The organism is Shinella sp. M31 (assembly GCF_049199205.1).
Lineage (GTDB): Bacteria > Pseudomonadota > Alphaproteobacteria > Rhizobiales > Rhizobiaceae > Shinella.
Genome location: NZ_JBLZPH010000176.1, coordinates 1 through 20,083, shown reverse-complemented (window position 1 = coordinate 20,083; position 20,083 = coordinate 1). Strand labels below are relative to the sequence as shown.

19 protein-coding genes and 2 pseudogenes are annotated in these 20,083 nt (G+C 62.1%); 8 read left to right on the top strand and 13 right to left on the bottom strand.

Annotation, left to right across the window (positions count from 1 at the left end; genetic code table 11):
- The 4 genes and pseudogenes from ACOZKU_RS27280 to ACOZKU_RS27265 all read right to left on the bottom strand — a co-directional run.
- Positions 1-320: pseudogene (locus ACOZKU_RS27280) on the bottom strand (hypothetical protein); the annotation flags it as partial.
- Positions 310-2,211 carry a cobaltochelatase subunit CobT gene (gene cobT, locus ACOZKU_RS27275; protein ID WP_314089469.1) on the bottom strand — a complete coding sequence of 634 codons (1,902 nt, stop codon included), beginning with the start codon at positions 2,209-2,211 and terminating at the stop codon, positions 310-312. The pseudogene ACOZKU_RS27280 and the gene cobT, both read right to left, overlap by 11 nt.
- 15 nt (positions 2,212-2,226) lie before the next feature.
- Positions 2,227-3,225: a cobaltochelatase subunit CobS gene (gene cobS, locus ACOZKU_RS27270; RefSeq protein WP_117371913.1), complete on the bottom strand. Its 999-nt coding sequence runs from the start codon at positions 3,223-3,225 to the stop codon at positions 2,227-2,229.
- 119 nt (positions 3,226-3,344) lie between these two features.
- Complete coding sequence (locus ACOZKU_RS27265; RefSeq protein ID WP_314089465.1) at positions 3,345-3,977, bottom strand: J domain-containing protein; 633 nt, start codon at positions 3,975-3,977, stop codon at positions 3,345-3,347.
- Between the two features lie 113 nt (positions 3,978-4,090).
- Here ACOZKU_RS27265 and ACOZKU_RS27260 point away from each other — a divergent pair, with 113 nt between their 5' ends.
- Positions 4,091-4,372 carry a BolA family protein gene (locus tag ACOZKU_RS27260; RefSeq protein WP_421581538.1) on the top strand — a complete coding sequence of 94 codons (282 nt, stop codon included), beginning with the start codon at positions 4,091-4,093 and terminating at the stop codon, positions 4,370-4,372.
- On the opposite strand, the pseudogene ACOZKU_RS27255 reads toward ACOZKU_RS27260, so the two are convergent.
- The 3 genes and pseudogenes from ACOZKU_RS27255 to ACOZKU_RS27245 all read right to left on the bottom strand — a co-directional run.
- Positions 4,373-5,089, bottom strand: a pseudogene (locus ACOZKU_RS27255) (transporter associated domain-containing protein); the annotation flags it as partial. It lies immediately after the preceding gene.
- A 182-nt stretch (positions 5,090-5,271) separates the two neighbouring features.
- On the bottom strand, positions 5,272-6,399 hold the full coding sequence (gene aroB, locus ACOZKU_RS27250; protein ID WP_421581537.1) for a 3-dehydroquinate synthase: 1,128 nt from the start codon (positions 6,397-6,399) through the stop codon (positions 5,272-5,274).
- Positions 6,400-6,409: 10 nt separating this feature from the next.
- Positions 6,410-7,000 carry a shikimate kinase gene (locus tag ACOZKU_RS27245; RefSeq protein WP_421581536.1) on the bottom strand — a complete coding sequence of 197 codons (591 nt, stop codon included), beginning with the start codon at positions 6,998-7,000 and terminating at the stop codon, positions 6,410-6,412.
- 153 nt (positions 7,001-7,153) lie between these two features.
- Between ACOZKU_RS27245 and ACOZKU_RS27240 the strand changes: the two genes are divergently transcribed.
- The 5 genes from ACOZKU_RS27240 to ACOZKU_RS27220 all read left to right on the top strand — a co-directional run bounded on the left by ACOZKU_RS27240 (position 7,154) and on the right by ACOZKU_RS27220 (position 11,211).
- A complete protein-coding gene (locus ACOZKU_RS27240) occupies positions 7,154-7,303 on the top strand; it encodes a hypothetical protein (protein WP_117371919.1) in 150 nt (49 codons plus the stop codon).
- A complete protein-coding gene (xerD, locus tag ACOZKU_RS27235) occupies positions 7,300-8,247 on the top strand; it encodes a site-specific tyrosine recombinase XerD (protein WP_421581535.1) in 948 nt (315 codons plus the stop codon). The genes ACOZKU_RS27240 and xerD overlap by 4 nt, the downstream gene beginning before the upstream one ends.
- 80 nt (positions 8,248-8,327) lie before the next feature.
- Positions 8,328-9,281, top strand: a complete 954-nt coding sequence (locus tag ACOZKU_RS27230; RefSeq protein ID WP_314089449.1) for an acetyl-CoA carboxylase carboxyltransferase subunit alpha — start codon at positions 8,328-8,330, stop codon at positions 9,279-9,281.
- Positions 9,282-9,478: 197 nt separating this feature from the next.
- On the top strand, positions 9,479-10,966 hold the full coding sequence (locus ACOZKU_RS27225; protein WP_421581534.1) for a L,D-transpeptidase family protein: 1,488 nt from the start codon (positions 9,479-9,481) through the stop codon (positions 10,964-10,966).
- Positions 10,963-11,211, top strand: a complete 249-nt coding sequence (locus ACOZKU_RS27220; RefSeq protein WP_421581533.1) for a sulfurtransferase TusA family protein — start codon at positions 10,963-10,965, stop codon at positions 11,209-11,211. Before ACOZKU_RS27225 ends, ACOZKU_RS27220 begins: the two co-directional genes overlap by 4 nt.
- Positions 11,212-11,240: 29 nt before the next feature.
- On the opposite strand, the gene ACOZKU_RS27215 is transcribed toward ACOZKU_RS27220, so the two are convergent.
- From ACOZKU_RS27215 to ACOZKU_RS27205, 3 genes are read right to left on the bottom strand one after another with little or no spacing between them, the layout of a single operon-like run.
- Positions 11,241-11,771 carry a dihydrofolate reductase family protein gene (locus ACOZKU_RS27215; protein WP_421581532.1) on the bottom strand — a complete coding sequence of 177 codons (531 nt, stop codon included), beginning with the start codon at positions 11,769-11,771 and terminating at the stop codon, positions 11,241-11,243.
- Between the two features lie 41 nt (positions 11,772-11,812).
- The gene (locus ACOZKU_RS27210; protein ID WP_421581531.1) at positions 11,813-12,970 is read right to left on the bottom strand and encodes a CobW family GTP-binding protein; all 1,158 of its coding nucleotides are present in this window, start codon (positions 12,968-12,970) and stop codon (positions 11,813-11,815) included.
- An 11-nt stretch (positions 12,971-12,981) separates the two neighbouring features.
- Positions 12,982-14,076, bottom strand: coding sequence for a D-alanyl-D-alanine carboxypeptidase family protein (locus ACOZKU_RS27205; RefSeq protein ID WP_421581530.1), 1,095 nt, complete (start codon positions 14,074-14,076; stop codon positions 12,982-12,984).
- A 146-nt stretch (positions 14,077-14,222) separates the two neighbouring features.
- Between ACOZKU_RS27205 and ACOZKU_RS27200 the strand changes: the two genes are divergently transcribed.
- Positions 14,223-15,383: a M20 aminoacylase family protein gene (locus ACOZKU_RS27200; protein ID WP_421581529.1), complete on the top strand. Its 1,161-nt coding sequence runs from the start codon at positions 14,223-14,225 to the stop codon at positions 15,381-15,383.
- 75 nt (positions 15,384-15,458) lie between these two features.
- Here ACOZKU_RS27200 and ACOZKU_RS27195 read toward each other — a convergent pair whose 3' ends face one another.
- Entirely contained in the window at positions 15,459-15,722 is a 264-nt protein-coding gene (locus tag ACOZKU_RS27195; RefSeq protein ID WP_314089433.1) for a hypothetical protein, read from the bottom strand.
- A 526-nt stretch (positions 15,723-16,248) separates the two neighbouring features.
- Here ACOZKU_RS27195 and ACOZKU_RS27190 point away from each other — a divergent pair.
- Entirely contained in the window at positions 16,249-16,683 is a 435-nt protein-coding gene (locus tag ACOZKU_RS27190) for a hypothetical protein (RefSeq protein WP_421581528.1), read from the top strand.
- A gap of 756 nt (positions 16,684-17,439) precedes the next feature.
- On the opposite strand, the gene ACOZKU_RS27185 is transcribed toward ACOZKU_RS27190, so the two are convergent.
- Both ACOZKU_RS27185 and ACOZKU_RS27180 read right to left on the bottom strand, forming a co-directional pair.
- A complete protein-coding gene (locus tag ACOZKU_RS27185; RefSeq protein ID WP_421581527.1) occupies positions 17,440-18,621 on the bottom strand; it encodes a hypothetical protein in 1,182 nt (393 codons plus the stop codon).
- Between the two features lie 2 nt (positions 18,622-18,623).
- Positions 18,624-19,625: a nucleoid-associated protein gene (locus ACOZKU_RS27180; protein WP_421581526.1), complete on the bottom strand. Its 1,002-nt coding sequence runs from the start codon at positions 19,623-19,625 to the stop codon at positions 18,624-18,626.
- Between the last annotated feature and the right edge of the window lie 458 nt (positions 19,626-20,083).

The window sequence follows — 20,083 nt, the reverse complement described above, 5'->3', positions numbered from 1 at the left end:
CGGCCGGTCAGCCAGTGGCCGGTATCGAGAACGGCGACGAAATTTTCATGATCGTCGCGAAAGCGGATGGCCGAGACGGCGCCGAGCAGCGGGTTTGTGGAGGAATAGCTGAGGCCGCCGAGGAATTCGAGCTTGCCGAAGATGCGCTTGTCGGAGCCGATGGCGAATTCTGAGAAGGCGCGGCTGGAGACCGGCAGGTCGATGCTCTCCGCCGCAGCAATGGACGCCAGAGACAGCGAAAGAGCAGCGCTGATTGCGAGGAGAGAGAGGCCCCGCAGGAGGCCTCTTTTGCAGCGCTTGGGTGCCCGTTCAGCCGGCACGACGGCGGCCGGCGGGGCGGCGGCTGGTCGATTCGTCGGCAAAGAGCGAGGCGAGCTGCTCGGTCATCGCGCCGGCCAGTTCGTCCGCATCGACGATTGTGACGGCGCGGCGATAGTAACGCGTGACGTCATGGCCGATGCCGATCGCGAGAAGCTCGACCGGCGAGCGCGTCTCGATCTGCTCGATGACGGCGCGCAGGTGCCGTTCCAGATAGTTGCCGGGGTTCACCGACAGCGTCGAATCGTCGACCGGCGCACCGTCCGAGATCATCATCAGGATACGGCGCTGCTCGGGGCGGGCCAAAAGGCGGTCATGCGCCCAGATCAGCGCCTCGCCGTCGATGTTTTCCTTGAGCAGGCCTTCGCGCATCATCAGGCCGAGATTGCGGCGCGCCCGGCGCCACGGCGCATCGGCGCTCTTGTAGATGATGTGGCGCAGGTCGTTGAGGCGGCCTGGGGATTGCGGCTTGCCGCTGCCCAGCCACTTCTCACGCGACTGGCCGCCCTTCCACGCCTTGGTGGTGAAGCCGAGGATCTCGACCTTCACGCCGCAGCGCTCCAGCGTGCGCGCGAGGATATCGGCGCAGGTGGCGGCAACGGTGATCGGCCGGCCGCGCATCGAGCCGGAATTGTCGATGAGCAGCGTTACGACCGTATCGCGGAAGGTCGTGTCCTTCTCGCGCTTGAAGGAGAGCGGCTGCATGGGATCGATGATGATGCGCTGCAGGCGGGCGCTGTCGAGATAACCCTCTTCGAGGTCGAATTCCCAGGCGCGGTTCTGCTGCGCCATCAGGCGGCGCTGCAGGCGGTTGGCGAGGCGGCCGACGGCCCCTTGCAGGTGGGCGAGCTGCTTGTCGAGGAAGGCGCGCAGGCGGTCGAGTTCCGCCTCGTCGCAGAGTTCTTCCGCGGTGATCGTCTCGTCGAATTCCTGCGTGAAGACGCCGTAATCGACCTTCTCGTTGAAATCGGAGAACGGCTGGTTCGGGCGGCGGACTTCGCCGGGCTTTTCCGTCTCGTCGCCGTCGTCGTCAACGAGGTCGTCGTCGGAGATTTCCGCGCCGTCCATCTCGCCTTCGTCCATCTGCTCATCGGACGTTTCGTTCTCGTCGGCGGGTGCCGAGTCGTCGCCGGCCTCTTCCTGGCTGTTGTTGTCTTCCTGCTCGTCGCTGCGCGGCTGGTTCTCGTCCTCGGGCGTTTCCGAATCGTCCGGCTCGTTTTCATCCTCGCCGTACTGCTCGGCGACGTTCATCGAGGCGAGCATGTTACGCACGACGCGCGAGAAGGCCTGCTGGTCGTTGATGGCGGCCGACAGGCCGTCCATGTCCTTGCCGGCTTTTTCCGTGATGAAATCGCGCCAGAGGTCGAGCACCTGGCCGGCGGAGGCCGGCGGGGCCTGGCCGGTCAGCTTTTCGCGCACGATGAGGGCCACGGCTTCTTCGAGCGGCGCATCGGCCTGACGGGTGATCGCGCCGAAATTGGACTTGGCGTATTTCTCCGTCAGCATGGTGCTGAGGTTCAGCGCCATGCCCTGCATTCGGTTGGAACCGATCGCTTCGACGCGTGCCTGCTCGACGGCGTCGAAGATCGCACGGGCGTCGGCACCTTGCGGCGACATGGTGGCGTGGATGCGGGCATCGTGGCAGGCCTTGCGCAGGGCCATGCTGTCGCCGAGGCCGCGGGTGATCGCGACTTCGGTCGGCGAGGGGCGCTTGGAGAGTTCCGGCAGGCGGATGCGCTCGCCGGTCATGCCGGGGCGCTCGTTGGCGAAGGAAACCTCCACCTCGCCGTCGCCGGCCACGGCGCGAACGCAGCCGCTCACGGCGCGGCGGAACGGCTCCATGTCGACCACGCCGCCCGGTCTCGGCTTCGAATTGTCACCGCGAGCTGCCATGCGCTTTACCGGGCCTCAGGCCGTCGCCTCCAGGACGATATTGGCGGCACTTTCCTTCAGCTCGACGCCGAAGGCGCGCTGGTAGAGTTCGGCAACCAGCGTGCGTTCCAGTTCATCGCACTTGTTGAGGAAGGTGACGCGGAAGGCGAAGGCGATGTCGCCGAAGATCTCGGCATTCTCGGCCCAGGTGATGACCGTACGCGGGCTCATCACCGTCGACAGGTCGCCGTTGATGAAGGCGGCGCGGGTGAGATCGGCGACGCGGACCATGCGCGAGATCGTGTCGCGGCCGTCCTTGCCGCCGGAGAGGCGCTTGACCTTGGCGGCGACGATGCTGACTTCGTGGTCGTGCGGCAGATAGTTCAGGGTGGTGACGATCGACCAGCGGTCCATCTGCGCCTGGTTGATCTGCTGCGTGCCGTGATAGAGGCCCGTCGTATCGCCGAGGCCCACCGTGTTGGCGGTGGCGAACAGGCGGAAGGCGGGGTGCGGGCGGATGACGCGGCTCTGGTCGAGCAGGGTCAGGCGGCCGGCGGATTCCAGAACGCGCTGGATGACGAACATCACGTCCGGGCGGCCGGCGTCGTATTCGTCGAAGACGAGCGCGACATTGTGCTGGTAGGCCCAGGGCAGGATGCCGTCCTTGAATTCGGTGACCTGCAGGCCGTCCTTGACGACGATGGCGTCCTTGCCGACGAGGTCGATACGGCTGACATGACTGTCGAGGTTGACGCGCACGCAGGGCCAGTTGAGGCGGGCGGCGACCTGCTCGATATGGGTCGACTTGCCCGTGCCGTGGTAACCGGACACCATAACGCGTCGGTTATGGGCAAAGCCGGCGAGAATGGCCAGCGTCGTTTCCCGGTCGAACAGGTAGTCCGGGTCGAGGTCCGGCACATAGGCGTCCGCCTTGGAATAGGCCGGGACACGCAGGTCCGTATCAATGCCGAAAACCTCCCGGACAGATACAGTCGTATCGGGGAGGTTGGAAATATCGAGATCCATCTTGCTCATCACGTCTCCGCGGGCGGCGGGTTCTCCTCCACCCCAATACCTTATAGTGCTCGCCGACCATGCCTTTTGCTGACCGCAAAAGGACGATACCGGGCGATTCCGCCCGGCCGCCAAATGCTCTAGCAGAAGCCGGCCTGCTTTAACAATTGATATGCTTGGATGACCGCGCGAAAACGCTCCTCCGAGCCTCTATCTCCGCCATTTGCATCCGGGTGATGCTTTTTGACAAGCGTTTTGTAGGCGGTCTTGATGTCGTCGCCCGTCGCGTTGGCCGCAAGGCCGAGCGTGTCGAAGGCCTTGGCCTCCAGCGTCTTCAGTTTTCTGGCGCGCGGCTCCATCTGCGGGCGGCGGCCCTTGCCCTCGTTGAAAAGGCCGAAGGGATCGCGGATGCGCTGATTTGCCCCGGCCGAGCCGGAGCGTGCCGAACCCTGTGCCGGGCCGTTCTTGGCGGCCTTGTTGACGCCGATCGTCCAGGTCGGGCGGTGGCCGGTGATGGCCTCCTTCTGGTAGCGCGCGATCTCGCCGTCGGACAGGCCGGAGAAGTAGTTATAGCCCTTGTTGTATTCCTTGACGTGCTCGAAGCAGAACATGAAATACTGGCCGTCGGCGTTGCGGCCGACGGGCGCGCGGTGTTTGGCACTTTCCTCGCAGCCATCCCACTGACAGGTCGGCGCGGAGCGTTCAGGACGCTCCACGCGCCGCTTCGTGCGGATGCGGTCGAAGTATTTGGAATCGAGTTTCATGACGCACATTATGGGGGTGCGAAGAGACCGCCACAAGAATTGACAAAGCGGATTGTTGCTGGCTTTGTGAAACTATTTTGTTGCGTTGCGGCGCGTGATTTTTGGCCGCCGAAAGTTCACTTATGTCCATGAAATCCAGCATTACCGAGAAGCTCGAAGCGGCCTTTTCGCCTGATAGGCTCGAGGTCATCAACGAGAGCCACCTACATGCCGGCCACAAGCCGGAATTCGATGGCGAAGGCGAGACGCATCTGCGCGTGCGCATCGTCGCTTCCGCCTTTGCCGGCATGGGCCGGGTGGCGCGGCATCGCGCGATCAACGATCTGGTGAAGGCGGAATTCGACGCTGGGCTGCATGCGCTCGCCGTCGAGGCGGCCGCTCCCGGCGAACCGACACGCTGGTAGTCAGCCTTTTGCCGGTTCGAGCGGGCGGATGCGCAGCCGGGTGATGCGGTTCTTCAAGCGCTTCATGACGATGAAGCGCTTGCCGTGGAAGGTGAAGGCCTGGCGCTCCTCGGGGATCGATTTCGATTCGTGGATAACCAGGCCGGCAATGGTCGTTGCCTCCTCGTCCGGCAGGGACCAGCCGAAGGCGCGGTTGAGATCGCGGATCGCAACGCCGCCATCGACGACGAGCGAGCCGTCCGCCTCGCGGCGCACGCCTTGCAGGTCGATGGCCGCCTCGTCTGAGGTGTCGCCGACGATTTCCTTCAAAATGTCCTGAAGCGTCACGACGCCCTGCACCTCGCCATATTCGTCCACGACGGTGGCGAAATGCTCCTGCCGGCGCAGGAAGGCGGCAAGCTGTTCCTTCAGCGTCGTTGTATCCGGCACGAACCAGGGTTTTTGCGCGACCCTGGTGATGTCGAGGTTTTTCGGCTCGACACCGGGTTCGGTGAGCGCCCGCAGCAGGTCCTTGGCGTGCACGACGCCGACGATGTTGTCGACCGATCCCGCCCAAAGCGGCATGCGCGTGTAGGGGCTCTCCAGCACGGCCTTGACGATCTCCTCCGGCGGGTCGTCGGCGTCGAGACCACGCATTGTGGTGCGGTGGATCATGATGTCGGAGACTTCGAGCGCGTCGAGGTCGAGCATGCCGAGCAGCTTTTCACGGTCGGGCTTTGCGGCGGCACTTTCGGCCTGCCGACGCTCGCCCTCGGCCTCGCGCGCTTCCTGATGCGTGCGCCACAACGCGGCAAGCGGCATCCGGACCCGGAAGAGCAGGATAGCAAGCGGGATCAGGACGAGAACGGCTGATATCAGCGGCCACGGGAAGGGAGCGAGTGCTGCGGGCGTTTCGCTGGTCATTTCGGCAGCTTTTCCTTCAGGAAAGCGACGACTTCGGATTGCGGCACGTCATCGGCGACGAAGGATTGGCCGACGCCGCGTGTCAGGATGAAGGTAAGCTTTCCGCCCTTCACTTTCTTGTCCTGCGCGATGGCGTCCATCAGCACCTCCGCCGGCGGCAGGCCGCCGGGGATTTGCTCCATGTTGGTCGGCAGGCCAACCTCGCGAAGATGTTTTTCGACGCGCTTGCCGTCATCGGGGCTGCACAGGTTCATGCGGGCGGAGAACTGGTGGGCGAGTACCATACCGATCGAGACGCCCTCGCCATGCACGAGGCGGGCGCTGTCGTAGTGCGTGGCGGCCTCCAGCGCGTGGCCGAAGGTGTGGCCGAGATTAAGCAAAGCGCGCTGGCCGTTCTCCCGCTCGTCGGCGGCGACGACGTCAGCCTTGGCCTGGCAGCTCGTGGCGATGGCATCGATGCGCGCCTCGCCGCCCGCGAAGACGGAATGCCAGTTCTGCTCGAGCCAGGCGAAGAAATCGGGCTTGTCGATCAGGCCGTATTTGGCGACTTCGGCATAGCCGGCGCGGAATTCGCGCGGCGAGAGCGTGTCGAGTACGTCGGTATCGGCCAACACGAGATCGGGCTGGTGGAAGACGCCGATGAGGTTCTTGCCATGCGGCGAGTTGATGCCGGTCTTGCCGCCGACGGAGGAATCGACCTGCGCGAGAAGAGAGGTCGGCACCTGGATGAAGCGCGAGCCGCGGCGCACGATGCCGGCGGCAAAGCCGGTGAGGTCGCCGATGACGCCGCCGCCCAAGGCAACGACGGCGTCGTTGCGTTCGATGCGGGCGGCGAGCACGCTGTCGCAGACGCTGATCAGGTGCTCGAAACTCTTCGTCTTCTCGCCCGCCGGCAGCACGAGCGAGACGGCGTCGATGCCCTCGACCTTCACGGCGCCCAGGAAATTTTCGAGATAGATCGGCGCGACGTTCTCGTCGGTGATGACGGCGATCTTGCGGCCCTTCAGCCGGCCCGCGATCTCGCGGCCGGCGGCGGCGATCAGGCCGGGGCCGATCAGGATGTCGTAGGAGCGGTCGGCAAGTTCGACCCGCACGGTGCGGCGCGCGGTTGCAGTAGCGGTCATGGTCATCTCGTCAGGGTTTTCGGGTGGCGGTGATGGCGGTCAGCACCTCCTCCACCATGGTTTCCTTCTTCACGTCGCGCGACATCACGGTGAGATCGGCTTCCGCATAGACCGGATAGCGGGCGTTCATGAGGTTTTCGAGCGTCTGGCGCGGGTTTTCCGTCTTGAGCAGCGGGCGGGTGTCGCGCTTGTTGACGCGCTCCCAGAGCACGTCGAGATCGGCCTTCAGCCAGACGGTGAGCCCGCCGCGCTTGATATGCTTGCGGGTGTTGTCGTTGATATAGGCGCCGCCGCCGGTCGACACGACGCGCGGGCCGGAGCGCAAGAGGCGCTTGATGACGCGGGTTTCCAGCGCGCGGAACTCGGCCTCGCCGTAAGCCGCGAACAGATCCGTGATCGACATGCGCGAGACGCGCTCGATCTCGTGGTCGGAATCAACGAAGGGAATGCCGAGCGCCTGCGCCGTCATGCGGCCGATCGCCGATTTTCCCGCACCCATCAGGCCGATCAGCACGAGGTTGCGTTTGCCGAGCGCGGCACGGGCCTCACTTGCAAGCGTGGGGGCAAGTGCGGGAGGGGCCTGGTCGATCGGCTCTGTCATTGGTGTTTCCGGGGTTTCGTCCCTTTCCGTATCGACAAAACCACCGGAAGCGTCAAGTCTGCCGCGGCCTTCATCCCGGGTGTCGGCTGATGCCCGGCCTTGCGCTCGGCGAATGGCGAGGCAATATAAACGGCATCCGCCCCGGAGAATGCCATGCCCACCCTGTTCCGTTTCCTGTTCTTCTGCGCCGTGATCGTCGGATCGGTCTATGGCGTCATGGTGGCGCTGGTGACCTTCGTCGAGCCGACGGAACGCGAGGTGACGATCCGCATACCCTCCGAACGGGTGAACCCGCAGCCATGAGGGATTCGTCCGGGCTTCAGGTGGAATCCTTTCTCGAAATGATGAGTGCCGAGCGGGGTGCTGCGGTGAACACGCTGCAATCCTACGAGCGCGACCTTGAGGACGCGAAGTCTTTCCTCAACGAGCGCAGTGTGCGTCTGACCGAGGCAACGCCGGACGACCTGCGCGCCTATCTCGGCCACCTCGCCAAACAGGGTTTTGCCGCCTCTTCGCAGGCGCGGCGGCTCTCGGCGCTCCGGCAGTTCTTCAAGTTCCTCTACGGCGAGGGCCTGCGCAGCGACGATCCCACGGGCATTCTCGATGCGCCCAAGAAGGGGCGCTCGCTGCCGAAAACGCTGAGCGTCGATGACGTGACTCGCCTCATTTCGCGGGCGGAGGCGGAAGCGGCGGAGCCGGGCGGCAATCTTCTGATGAAGCGGCGCATGCATCTGCTCGTCGAGCTGCTTTATGCGACCGGCATGCGCGTCAGCGAGCTCGTCTCGCTGCCGGCAAGCGTGTTGGCGCAGACCGGGCGTTTTCTCGTCGTGAAGGGCAAGGGCAACAAAGAGCGGCTGGTGCCGCTGTCGCGCGCGGCGGTGTCCGCCATGGAGGCCTATGGCGAGGCGTTGGCGGCCGAGATCGGCGACGATCCGGCAGCGGGCGCCTTCCTGTTTCCGGCGCAGAGCAAGGAAGGCTTTCTGCCGCGGCAGGTTTTTGCCCGCGACCTCAAGGCGCTCGCCGGCCGGGCGGGAATTCGCGCCGCGACGCTGTCGCCGCATGTGCTTCGCCATGCTTTTGCCAGCCATCTGCTCCAGAACGGTGCGGACCTGCGCGCCGTGCAGGAACTGCTGGGCCATCAGGACATTTCGACGACACAAATCTATACGCATGTGCTGGAAGAACGGCTCCACCAGCTCGTTCAGACCCATCACCCCCTTGCCAAACAGGCAAAAAAACCGGATTAGGACCCTTCGCCCGCGCTTGGCCCCCATTTTGGCCGACACCCGCCCGGCGCGGTTTGAGCAAACGATCGGAAACGCATCTCATGCACAACTACCTCGATTTCGAAAAGCCCATCTCGGATCTCGAAGGCAAGATCCACGAGCTGAAGAAGCTCAAGGAAGAAGATGAGAGCATCGACACGTCGGACGAGGTCGGCCGGCTGGAAGTGCGCGCCCGCGAGGCGATGGCCGACATCTATTCCAAGCTGAGCCCCTGGCAGAAGACGCAGGTCGCGCGCCATCCGCAGCGCCCGCACTTCCTTGACTATGCCCGCCAGCTCTTTGAAGAGTTCACGCCGCTCGCCGGCGATCGCAAGTTCGCCGAAGACGAAGCGATCCAGGCCGGTCTCGGCCGCTTCCGCGGCGAAGCCGTCGCCATCATCGGCCAGGAAAAGGGCAACGACACCAAGTCGCGCCTCAAGCACAATTTCGGCAGCGCCCGTCCCGAAGGCTACCGCAAGGCGATCCGCGTCATGGAAATGGCCGACCGCTTCGGCCTGCCGGTTATCACGCTGATCGACACGGCCGGCGCCTATCCGGGCATCGGCGCGGAAGAGCGCGGTCAGGCGGAAGCCATCGCCCGCTCGACGGAAATGTGTCTCAACATCCGCGTGCCGATCGTCTCCGTCGTGCTCGGTGAAGGCGGTTCGGGCGGCGCTATCGCGATCGCCACCGGCGACCGCGTCTACATGCTGGAGCACGCCATCTACAGCGTGATCTCGCCGGAAGGGGCGGCCTCCATTCTCTGGCGCGATTCCACGCGGGCCAAGGAAGCGGCGAGCAACATGAAGATCACGTCGGAGGACCTGAAGACCTTCGGCATCATCGACGGGATCATTCAGGAACCCGTCGGCGGCGCGCATCGCGATCCCGCTGCCGTGATCGGCCGCACCGGCGACGTCATCGCCGCGGCGCTGAAGGAACTCTCGGCCAAGCCGGGCGACCAGCTGCGCAAGGATCGCCGCCAGCGCTACCTGAACATCGGCCGCCAGCTTTGAGACGATGAGGGGCGGCCCCGTGCCGCCCTTGCCAAATCTCGGCCACATTCCTTGTGTCTGAGAGGTTGCGGGTTTCCGGCAGCCTGGCGAAAGAATTTCCCGGTTAAGAATTTATGAAGTATAAGCCGGTTACGACTGCGCGTCCGCCCGCCCGGCGCGACGGCATGCGATCTGACGATTGTTGACGGACCCTTCGAATGCGCCCGACTGTTCTTGCCGCTGTATCGCTTCTCGCTGTGGCCGCCGCCGGCTGCACCAACGAGACCCTGGACACGTTCGACAAGGCCGATGTCGACCTCAAGAGGGTGTCCAGCAAGACCAATTACCAGCTCTCGCCGGCGGTGCTGTCGAAGATGTCGGCCATGAATATGGACCGCGCTTCACCGATCATGCTGCGCATCTTCAAGGAAGAAGGCCGGCTGGAAGTGTGGAAGGCGGATCGCTCGAACCGGTTCCAGCAGCTGCGCAGCTACAAGATCTGTGCCTGGTCCGGCAAGCTCGGACCCAAGATGAAGGAAGGCGACCGGCAGGCGCCGGAAGGGTTCTATCCGCTCTCCAAGGCGAATTTGAACCCGAATTCGAGCTACTTCCTTGCGATCAACACGGGCTTCCCGAACTCTTATGACCGCGCCCAGAAGGCGAGCGGCACGAACCTGATGATCCACGGCGCGTGTTCGTCGTCCGGCTGCTACTCGATGACGGACGAGCAGATGCTGGAAATCTTCGCCTTCGCGCGCGACGCCTTCGGCGGCGGCCAGTCGACCATCCAGCTCCAGGCTTTCCCCTTCCGCATGACCGCGGAAAACATGGCGCGGCATCGCGACAATCCGAATATCGAATTCTGGAAGATGCTGAAGGTCGGCTACGACCATTTCGAGGTGACCAAGCGACCGCCTGAGGTCAATGTCTGCGAGAAGAAATACGTCTTCAACCAGCAGTCCGACAAGCCGTTCGCGGCCGGTGGCGCCTGCCCGGCGATGACGACGCCCGGCGCGCTCGAAGCGGCGCTCGCCAGTTACAACAAGACCTATGCCGCCTCTTATGCCACCGCAATGCGGAAGTATAACGGCACGGTCTGGATCGAGCCGTCGGAAGCCCAGCGCAAGGCGATCGTCGCGGACCAGCGCAAGGGCCGGGAACTCGCCTATGCGCCGACGGGCAACTCGCTCGATGCCGGCAAGCTGATGACCGAGCGCGAGATCGCCGAGCAGAAGCGCAAGGCCGAAGAGGCCGAGCAGCGCAAGGTCGAAGCCGCCGAGCGCGCGGTGCGTGAAGCCGAGGAAGCCAAGAACAAGGCTGCCGCCGATCTTGCGGCCGACGTCGCGGCCGAAAAGGCAGAAAAGCAGGCCAAGGGCGAAGGCGCCCTGCCGGTGCCGGAAAACAATCCCGGCATGGCGATCGTCGAGAAGAAGGAAAAGAAGTCCTTCTGGCAGACGTTGACCGGGGGAAGCGAGCCACGCAAAGTGGAAGAGGCTCAGCCCGTGGTGAACGGGATGGCCGAACAGGCAACACTTCAGGGCAGCCAGCAGCCGGTCAAGGCCGGCGAAACCGTGACTGCCGCGAACAAGACCGTTGCGACGAACACCGATGCCGTCGCCACGCTTCCAGTCGCCGGGGGCGAGGCGGGCCAGCAGGTCGTCGAAGAGACCACGAAGAAGCCGTTCTGGAAGTTCTGGCAGAAATGACCACGGCGGCAGCGCGCGACGAGGCCGAAATCTATGACCTGCGCGGTCTGAAATGTCCGTTGCCGGTGATGAAGACGCGAAAGCGTCTTTCGGCCATGGCAGCGGGCGCCAGCCTCTGGGTCGAGACGACGGATCCGCTCGCCGTGATCGATATCCCGCATTTCTGCCATGAGGACGGCCACGCGCTGGAAGCCAGCGAGCGCGTCGAAGCCGGGCACCGTTTCCTGATCCGCAAGAAGATTTAGCGCGCGAGAGCCTCCCGAGGCTTCGGCGCCTATGCGGGAACGTAGGTCAGCCGGATAACGTTTTCGCCGATGCGGTCGCTTGCCGTAAGGCGCAATGGCGGCCGCGGGCCGGCGAAATATCGCTTTCCGCTGCCGACCACGAAGGGGTGCAGGTACATTCTGTATTCGTCGACGAGGCCGAGGTCGGTCAGGCCTTGCGCCAGCTCAGGCCCGGCAACTTCGATCACGCCATCCACCTGCGTCTTCAGGCGGCTGATTTCCGTTGCGAGATCGCCGGTGATGAGCTTGGCATTCGGGCCGACTGACGTCAGCGAGCGCGATACGACCCATTTCGGCTGGCTGCGCCACGCCGCCGCATAGGCGCGTTCCTCGTCACCCCATTCGGCCTTGTCGTCGTCCCAGTAGCGCATCACCTCATACATGCGGCGACCGTAAAGACTGCCGGCGAGGCTTCGCACATCGTCGATGAAATGGCCAAAGAGCGCGGGTTCGGGTGCAAAGGCCATGTGGTCGACATAGCCGTCGAGGGATTGGTTCAGGGCATATACGAGCTTCGCCATGCGTATTCCTCTCCTCCCGGCGGACTTGCTGGCGCCGCCTTCTAAAATCGAAAACCCGGAACCGCGAGCGGGTTGTCTTCCAGGGCTGCCCGATCCGGCCGGTCGATCTTCGGTGTGCCGGTGAAGGCGTCGAAGAGGTCGCGCACGAAGGCTTCCGGCAGGTCCTTGGTGATCAGCACGAGCCGCGTGCGGCGGTCGGACGCATCCGGCCAGGCGGCAAGCCGCTCCGGCGGGTGGAACACGCTCTGCACGCCATGCAGCACCACCGGCCGTTCCGGATTGGTCGAGAGCTGGACGATGCCCTTCATGCGCAGAAGCTTGTCGCCATGCGCGGAGCGCAGAAGGTCGACGAACAGGTCGAGCGCCATCGGGTCGATGGGCCGGTCGTGCACGATGCTGAAGGAGCGGATCGTCGCATCGTGACGCGTCACGTCATGGGGGTGCTGGTGGCCGTGATCATGGTGATGATCGTGCCCGTGGTGGTGGTGATCATGCCCGTGGTGATGGTGGTCGGCGTGGCCATGGGCCTCGTCGTGCAGCCAGCGGCGGACGTCGGCGATCTTGCTGCCGGGATCGTAGAGCCCGTTGGCCAGCAGGTCGGGACCGACGAGACCGGGTGTATCGACATCGGACACGAAAGCCCGCGGATTGAGCGCGGCGATTTCGCGTTTCACCGCTTCCAGCGTCGCAGCGTCTGCAAGCGTCGTCTTGCTGATCAGCACGCGATCGGCGACGGCGACCTGCTTGACGGCTTCGGGATGGTTGGCGAGCGTCGAGAGGCCGTTAGCGGCATCGACGACGGTGATGACGCCGTCGAGGCTGAAGGAGTGGGCAAGCACCGGATTGCCCATCACGGCCTGCAGCACGGGGGCGGGATCGGCAAGGCCCGTCGTCTCGATCACCACGCGCTTCAGCGGCTCTATCTTGCCGCTCTGCATACGGTCCATCAGGTCGGCGAGCGTATCGACCAGCTCGCCGCGGATGGTGCAGCACAGGCAGCCGTCCGAAAGTTCGATGATGCCGTCACCGGATTGCTCGACGAGCAAATGGTCGATGCCGACTTCGCCGAACTCGTTGATGATGACAGCCGTATCGGTCAGCGTCGGGTCCTTCAGCAGGCGATTGAGCAAGGTCGTCTTGCCTGCGCCCAGAAAACCTGTGAGCACGGAGACCGGCACGCGCCGCTCGGGAAGGGTCATGTCTTCTCCAATCAGAAGGCTGGCCGCGGGATCGGGATCGGGATGTTGACGGCATCGCCCATATCGCGGGAGGCAACTTCGTCATCACCGGCGGGCGTGGCGGTGTCGCCGCCCATCAGGCCGGCGAAGACCAGCTTCAGGGGCCGGTTCAACTCGTGGATATAGGGTGAAGCGAGCTTCTGGCGGCCAGCCTCGTCGCGGCCTTCGCTGCGCACCTTGGCGGCGTGCTTGGAGCAGATTTCCTGCGAGAGATCGGCGACGATATTGCGCGTCTCGCCATAGGGGCGCAATTGCCCGAGCGTCGGCACCTTGCCGGCCCGCATCGTCAGCCCCTTCTCCAGCATGCCCGCCGAAATATCGGCGCGGGCGCCAAGGCTTTCGGAGCCGAGCACGACGGACACGACCGAGCGGCCGTTGCGCGTGGCAGACGAGACCTGGTTGAAACCGGAGGCGCAGATGAAACCCGTCTTCATGCCATCTGCGCCGTCGAAGCGGCCGATGAGCTTGTTGTAGTTGGGATATTGCTTCTTGCCGGTCGTAAAACCTTCCAGCGCGAAATAGGAGGAATATTGCGGGAATTCGCGCTTCAGCGTCACCGCGAGCACGGCAAGGTCGCGTGCCGTCGTGTACTGTCCCTTGCCGGGCAGGCCATGCGGATTGATGAAATGCGACGAGCTCATGCCGATGCGGGCGGCTTCGGCATTCATGCGGTCGACGAAGCCCTGCTCGGAGCCGCCGATCGATTCGGCGATGGCGACGGCCACGTCATTGGCCGATTTGACGAGGATGATCTTCAACGCACTGTCGAGCGTCATCTTCTGGCCGGGCTTGAAATACATCTTGCTGGGCGGCTCGGCGGCGGCGTGCTTCGTCATGGTGACGGGGCTTTCCAGCGACATTTCGCCGGCCTTGATGGCGCGGAAGACCGTGTAGGCCGTCATCAGCTTGGTGAGGGATGCGGGGTACCAGCGCTGGAACGCATCCTCGTGCTCGATGACCTGCAGCGTGTTGACATCCACCAGCATGCGCGGATTGGCATTGGCAAGATTGGCCAGGGAGGCTGTGAACATCAGGGCGGCGCTCACAAGCGTTACGCTCCGGCGCATCGGTCGTCCGTTCGTCTGCAAAGGTCTGTCCTCGAAATCGGGAGTTGTCTCGAACCGTCGCCCTATTTAACCTATATGGCACCGTGATGGCAAAGCCATCGGAGCGAGATGGCCATTTTTCCGGCCGAACATGACAGGAAACCCGCATGCCCGTTCTCAACCGCGCCGCCGAAATGCAGAATGAAATCGCCGAATGGCGCCGCCAGATCCATAGGGAGCCGGAATTGCTCTTCGCGGTGGAGAAGACGGCCGCCTTCGTGGCGGAGAAGCTGAAGGAATTCGGCGTTGACGAAATCGTACCCGGCATCGGCCGCACCGGCGTCGTCGGCATCATCCGCGGTAAGGGCGAGGGACGCACGATCGGGCTTCGCGCCGACATGGACGCGCTGCCGATCGACGAGACGAGCGGCAAGCCCTGGTCTTCGACCGTCAAGGGCAAGATGCATGCCTGCGGCCATGACGGCCACACCGCCATGCTGCTCGGTGCCGCGAAATATCTCGCCGAGACGCGCAATTTTTCCGGCTCCGTCGCGGTCATCTTCCAGCCGGCCGAAGAGGGCGGCGGCGGCGGCGACGAGATGGTCAAGGACGGCATGATGGAGCGCTTCGGCATTGCGGAGGTCTATGGCATGCACAATCTGCCCGGCATGCCGGTCGGCTCGTTCGGCACGCGCCCCGGTCCGATCATGGCGGCGACGGACGAGTTCAATATTACCGTCAAGGGCCGTGGCGGTCACGCCGCCCTGCCGCAGAAGACGGTGGACCCGATCGTCATCGGCTCCTACGTGGTTACGGCACTCCAGACGATCGTCTCGCGCGTTGCCGATCCTATCGCTTCGCTGGTCGTTTCCGTCACCAAGTTCAATGCGGGCTTTGCGCACAATGTCATTCCGGAGACCGCGCAGCTTGCCGGCACGGTGCGCACGCTGAGCCCCGACATGCGCGAGGAGGCCGAGGCCCGCATCCGCCAGATCTGCGGCGGTCTGGCCGTCGCGCACGGGGCGGAGATCACCGTCACCTACCACCGCAACTATCCGGTCACCGTGAACCATGCGGACGAGACTGGCCATGCCGTTTCGGTCGCACAGGATATTGCCGGTATCGCCGCGGTCGATCCGTCGCTCAATCCGATGATGGGCGGCGAGGACTTTTCCTACATGCTGCTTGCGCGCCCCGGCGCCTTCATCTTCATCGGCAACGGCGACACGGCGGGCCTGCATCACCCGGCTTACGACTTCAACGACGACGCCATTCCGCATGGCGTGACCTATTGGGTCAAGCTCGCCGAAAGCCGTCTCGCCGCCTGACGAAAAGCGCCCGGCTGCGGGGACGGACAGCCGGGCAAGTCGGGGGATCAAAGCTATTGGCGAAGCGCCGCGATCTTATTCGCAGACGCGGACCTTCTTGATGATCAGGTTGCCCCACTTGTCGTAGTGCTTCACCTTCTTCCAGAAGCAGTCGTAGCCATAGTCGTCATCGTAGAAGGTGACCTGGGAATGGCCCCAGCCGTGGCCGTGGTGGCCGTGACCCCAGCCATGACCGCCGCCGAAATCGAAACCGATGGAAAGGCCGCCGGCCTGGGAGGGAGCGGCGAAGGAAAGCGCTGCGACAGTGGCGACGACAGCGGAAAGCATGATCTTGCGCATGGACATTCTCCTTGAGGTTCGTGGATGGAGCCATCTCCATCCGATGAACCGAATGTCCCATGTCCCGGCTTCCTGCGCTGTTCCTTATGAAACCCATGACAGGCCGCCCCGAAAATCGCTTGGCTTCCTGCCGCGGCTTTTGTATGGGTTCACACAGTGGTCCCGTAGCTCAGCAGGATAGAGCGCCTTTCATAGTGTGAAAGTTTACTGGCAGAGCGAAAACGCAACGCTTGCAGGGCTTGGATGCACCAGTAAATTTACTGCTAGGACGGCACCTAGAAATGGACGCCATCTCTTCGAAATCTGGTTGAACGTTCGCGCCTCTATCGTTTGTTGACTACGCACGCGACGCGGGTACGTGCGTCGGTGAGGTTCAACAGCCAGCCACAGCCCCACCCTCGCCCTAAGACAATCGTTTGCGTGGCTGGCTCTGACCTCCCGTTGACAGCCAAGTCTCGACCCGGCTTCATCACGCGGGTAGTGTCTCAAAGCCACCCCATCTCACGCCGCCGCATCGGAGCACGTAATGGTTCGAAATCTTCAGGACTTATTTTGCGAGGTCGTACTCTTGGATGAGATTGAAGAATGTGCGGCAAGCGCAGACGAGGCGAGGGCCCTGGTCCTGTGGTCGATGCTTGAATGTGAGATGACGGCGGCGAAGACGCTTCGCTCCTATATGATCGAGACATGGCAGTTGGGCGAACAATCGATTGCCGAGGCCGCAGACGTTAAACGTGTCGTCGAGGCATCCTGCAAGCGCTTCAGGGACTTCCTTCGGTATTCTAACGAGTTCGACCTAGACGATTCCTTCTGCGAGGCGCTTGCTCACCTCGAAGGCCTTCATGAAAAGATCGCACGAATTAGCGAGGACAATTTACGGGTTGCAGACGGTCGTGGACGTTTACGGGAACCGGGGTACCCGGAAGATTTCATCGGACCTACAGGCTTCATTTCATTCTGACAGCTACCTCGTGCCGGCTGTGATCGACGACGTTTGTTGTCCGGTGTCGGCAGGAACTCAATGACAGCCAAGGCAATTCTCAGTGCAGTCAACATTCTCGAACTGTTGATCATCCGCCTCACCAACCCCAATGATCGGCAACCAACTCATGTTTTCGCGTTCGCGGGCCTCGTTGGCCTTGCGATTTTTCTGCGCTCGTCTAAAAGCAGTCCCTAGTGTCCACATAGCTCAGCAGGATAGAGCACAGGATTCCTGGTTGCATGAATTGGGGGCTGCACTCCGAAAGGTTGTAGTCGATCTGCTCAAATTCGGGGAACGCTTCGCTGAACTCTCAGCATGCCAATCCCGAGCCAAGCTTCGGAGAAATCCGTTGAAGGTGTAGAGACTGGATGGGTAGCACCTAAAGGCTTCGGCCCATGGTGAAGGGACAGTCCAGACCACGAACGCTCTCGGGCGGCGGTTAAAGCCGAAGTGGTATGAATCCTGGGGTCGGAGGTTCGAATCCTCTTGTGGACACCATTCCCCTGCTGATCGCGCAAAGACGTTCAAACGCTCATTGTGACGAAGATGGGGTGAAGTGAACCTACAGCCCGTGATCTGATGAGAATTCCGCCATTGAAATGAACCTGCGAGATCGAGCCGCTAGCCACGCCCGTAGCGCGGCCCGTCCAGACGACGGGCGCTGATCTACAAGGGCTTAGCGATTGGAGAGGTTGCCTTTCGTCTCACGTGCGGCATGCTAATTGTGCAGACGTACTACAAGCAGGCCGAGAGCTCGGGCACTGTCACACGGCCATAGATATACCATGTCATCGCGACCCCAGCCCAGCAGACGACGAGGATCGCGAACAGGATGACGCGGTGAATGCAGACTCGAAGGGCCAACCGCTGGTATAGTGGCAGGAATTGCGCGGAAACAGCAGCATAGTCTTTGGTCAGCTTGTCTTTCTGGCGCAAAAGATCGCCATCGATGGACGTGAGCGTCATCAACTGGTTCCAAACGGCCATCGTCAACAAAACGACAAACAACGAGGCTCCAGCGGACACCGCGAAATTGCCCCAGAACTCCACGCCGCATTCTGATGCATTCTTTAGCTGAAATGCAACGATCACCGTGGCGACGGGGACGCCCATAACCTGGTTCTGGATATCATGGAACGTCTTGTGAATTTTGTTGGTGTACTCACTGATGGCTTCCTCAGTCTTCCCCTTGATTTTCTCGTAAGAGAATTCCGAAGCGAAGAGTTTGTACCCTTCCTGCGTTTTCGTTATCAGGTCGCGCAAATGGGCGACCAAGTACCTGAAGCGGTCGGCCTCTGGTTGCTGGCGGCATAGCTCAATGACATTGGACGCCAGGATCGCCATCTTCTGGTCCTTATGGATTCTGTCGAAGACAAAAGCCTCAAGTTCATCAATAGGTCCGGATGCGAGGGAACCCAGGTCCGCAATTTTGTAGGCGATGGGGATGCGCAGCCGGCCGGGACCGAGGAACGTTGCTTCCGCCTGGTGTGGGTCAACGAAGGCAGCAGCTTCGGACAATGCTTTCACGAGACGAAGGGCGTTTCTGTAGCGGGTGATGGATTCCGGAATGGTCGCATCGTTATATGCGTACCGATCTCCGATCACGTAGTAACGCGGGGCTTCCCTTACGCGATTCGCGGGTGCCGCTATCAATCCATCCACATCGCGCGCAAGCTGTCCGAGGCCGAGACGTGGAGCGGATATCTCGACATCGATGGTAGTGCCGACATCTATTTTGTCGGCGTCACCGGCGATTTTGATAGCCGAGTCTTCGAATGCGAGGTCGTCTGCATTAATGAGCTTCAGCGTTTCGAGAATGGATACATCAGCCACACGAAGCCGCCCGCCGTCTCCGTCGGGGCCGAACACTGTATTCCGATACAGCGGAATCAGCTGATCGAACGTGATCCTTGCCATCCCTATTCCCGATCGCGGTCGAGTTCTTCGATAAGCTCCTTCGGCAGGTCCTTGAAAGTGATCGTCTTCTTCTCGTTGTCGTAGACGATTTTACCGTCGTTCAAAGCACTGCGCTCGAACTCCATGGTCCACTGTGGTGTCTTTGCCCTGAACCTGACAAGTGCCCGCAACGACCGTTTGTTCGGCACGAAACCGTCGCCGAGTCCCTGGTCTTGTCCGAGAGCAGCCGCCAAGGTCTTGGGATCGTCGGGGAACAACTCGTTGGAGAAGGCTTCGAAATCCAAGGGCACACCATCACAGACATGGCGTTCGCAAATATCGAATGCCTTTCGGAGGAAAGCTTGCTTGTCCTTGACCTGCCCCTTTGCCGGATCAGCGAAGTTCTCAAGGATACTGATAAGCTTCTTGGTGTCTTCCTTATCTTGGACTGTGGTGTCGCAACCGAGGAATTCCTTGAAGTACTCGGCGACATCTCCCTTCCCCTTGAGAAAGCCGATGTATCGGTCAGCCTCGGCAAGCCATGCAGTAATGTTCACCCGGCCGGCGAAGCGGAATCCGTCGAGATCGAGGTGGGTGATCTCGGCGATATCCAGATCGTTGGTTAGCGCGGCACCTAGCTTATCATTGATGATCGCCACCATCAGAAAGACTTGGTTGTCCTTTTGGATGTGCGCAAAAAGGACGTGGCCACCCGTCGCCCCTGCCTTCTGCTTCGCCTGGAATGCCAGCGTACTCATAAGCTTCTGGGTCAGCTCAGCGAACTCTTTGTAGTCGCCCTTCTGAAAATCCGCAATGAAGGTTTGGGCGGGATAATTCACGACCTCGCCCGAAAACTTCCCGTGGGCCTTTGTCGCCTTACTGGCATAGAGCGCGTGCAGCTCATTGACCACACGTTCGACGGTAGCCGAAACCTTCAGCTGCGCCTTGCCGAGGATGGTCTCGAAATCACCAGCGCCTTTGCGCCGCAAGTCATGGACTGCGACCTGAATGACGTTGTCGACCATCGAATCCCCCTAGTTCAAAACCCTGGGGCTGTTTGAGCACATACACGGAGGAATTCAAGGTCTACGTGTAAGCACCAACAATAATAGGCCGCTAAAGTTGATTGCTTTGTTTTTTGTGCGGCCTACTGATAGCGGTCCCTTGGCTCGTCGCTATGGGCGTTGTTGTCGCCGGAGTGTTATACCGCACACTTGGCTTCACGACCGCGAAGGACCCGATCCATTGTCTCAGAATGTAGACAGCCCCTTACGGATTGAGTGATTAGAAATCAACGCGATCGATAAGTACCGGGCCTCTCCATGATCCCAGGTTGTTGATTGCCACTGAGAACTGACCCGGCGTGGCCTGATATTTCCATTGAGAATTGACCCATGTTCCAACCTTCCCTCGCATGTTTTCAGCGGGGGCTATGGAGTGATCGACATGGCGTTATTGAGCGTTATCCGGCGCTGGCATTTTC

Bases quoted from the DNA above. Each gene is read 5' to 3' on its own strand.
- ACOZKU_RS27180 (WP_421581526.1), bottom strand. From the start codon at position 19,625: ATGGTCGACAACGTCATTCAGGTCGCAGTCCATGACTTGCGGCGCAAA.
- ACOZKU_RS27240 (WP_117371919.1), top strand. From the start codon at position 7,154: ATGCCCACCCTGTTCCGTTTCCTGTTCTTCTGCGCCGTGATCGTCGGA.
- ACOZKU_RS27260 (WP_421581538.1), top strand. From the start codon at position 4,091: ATGTCCATGAAATCCAGCATTACCGAGAAGCTCGAAGCGGCCTTTTCG.
- ACOZKU_RS27205 (WP_421581530.1), bottom strand. From the start codon at position 14,076: ATGCGCCGGAGCGTAACGCTTGTGAGCGCCGCCCTGATGTTCACAGCC.
- ACOZKU_RS27230 (WP_314089449.1), top strand. From the start codon at position 8,328: ATGCACAACTACCTCGATTTCGAAAAGCCCATCTCGGATCTCGAAGGC.
- ACOZKU_RS27265 (WP_314089465.1), bottom strand. From the start codon at position 3,977: ATGTGCGTCATGAAACTCGATTCCAAATACTTCGACCGCATCCGCACG.
- aroB (WP_421581537.1), bottom strand. From the start codon at position 6,399: ATGACCGCTACTGCAACCGCGCGCCGCACCGTGCGGGTCGAACTTGCC.
- ACOZKU_RS27245 (WP_421581536.1), bottom strand. From the start codon at position 7,000: ATGACAGAGCCGATCGACCAGGCCCCTCCCGCACTTGCCCCCACGCTT.
- cobS (WP_117371913.1), bottom strand. From the start codon at position 3,225: ATGAGCAAGATGGATCTCGATATTTCCAACCTCCCCGATACGACTGTA.
- ACOZKU_RS27225 (WP_421581534.1), top strand. From the start codon at position 9,479: ATGCGCCCGACTGTTCTTGCCGCTGTATCGCTTCTCGCTGTGGCCGCC.
- ACOZKU_RS27210 (WP_421581531.1), bottom strand. From the start codon at position 12,970: ATGACCCTTCCCGAGCGGCGCGTGCCGGTCTCCGTGCTCACAGGTTTT.
- ACOZKU_RS27215 (WP_421581532.1), bottom strand. From the start codon at position 11,771: ATGGCGAAGCTCGTATATGCCCTGAACCAATCCCTCGACGGCTATGTC.
- ACOZKU_RS27195 (WP_314089433.1), bottom strand. From the start codon at position 15,722: ATGCGCAAGATCATGCTTTCCGCTGTCGTCGCCACTGTCGCAGCGCTT.
- ACOZKU_RS27200 (WP_421581529.1), top strand. From the start codon at position 14,223: ATGCCCGTTCTCAACCGCGCCGCCGAAATGCAGAATGAAATCGCCGAA.
- xerD (WP_421581535.1), top strand. From the start codon at position 7,300: ATGAGGGATTCGTCCGGGCTTCAGGTGGAATCCTTTCTCGAAATGATG.
- ACOZKU_RS27190 (WP_421581528.1), top strand. From the start codon at position 16,249: ATGGTTCGAAATCTTCAGGACTTATTTTGCGAGGTCGTACTCTTGGAT.
- cobT (WP_314089469.1), bottom strand. From the start codon at position 2,211: ATGGCAGCTCGCGGTGACAATTCGAAGCCGAGACCGGGCGGCGTGGTC.
- ACOZKU_RS27185 (WP_421581527.1), bottom strand. From the start codon at position 18,621: ATGGCAAGGATCACGTTCGATCAGCTGATTCCGCTGTATCGGAATACA.
- ACOZKU_RS27220 (WP_421581533.1), top strand. From the start codon at position 10,963: ATGACCACGGCGGCAGCGCGCGACGAGGCCGAAATCTATGACCTGCGC.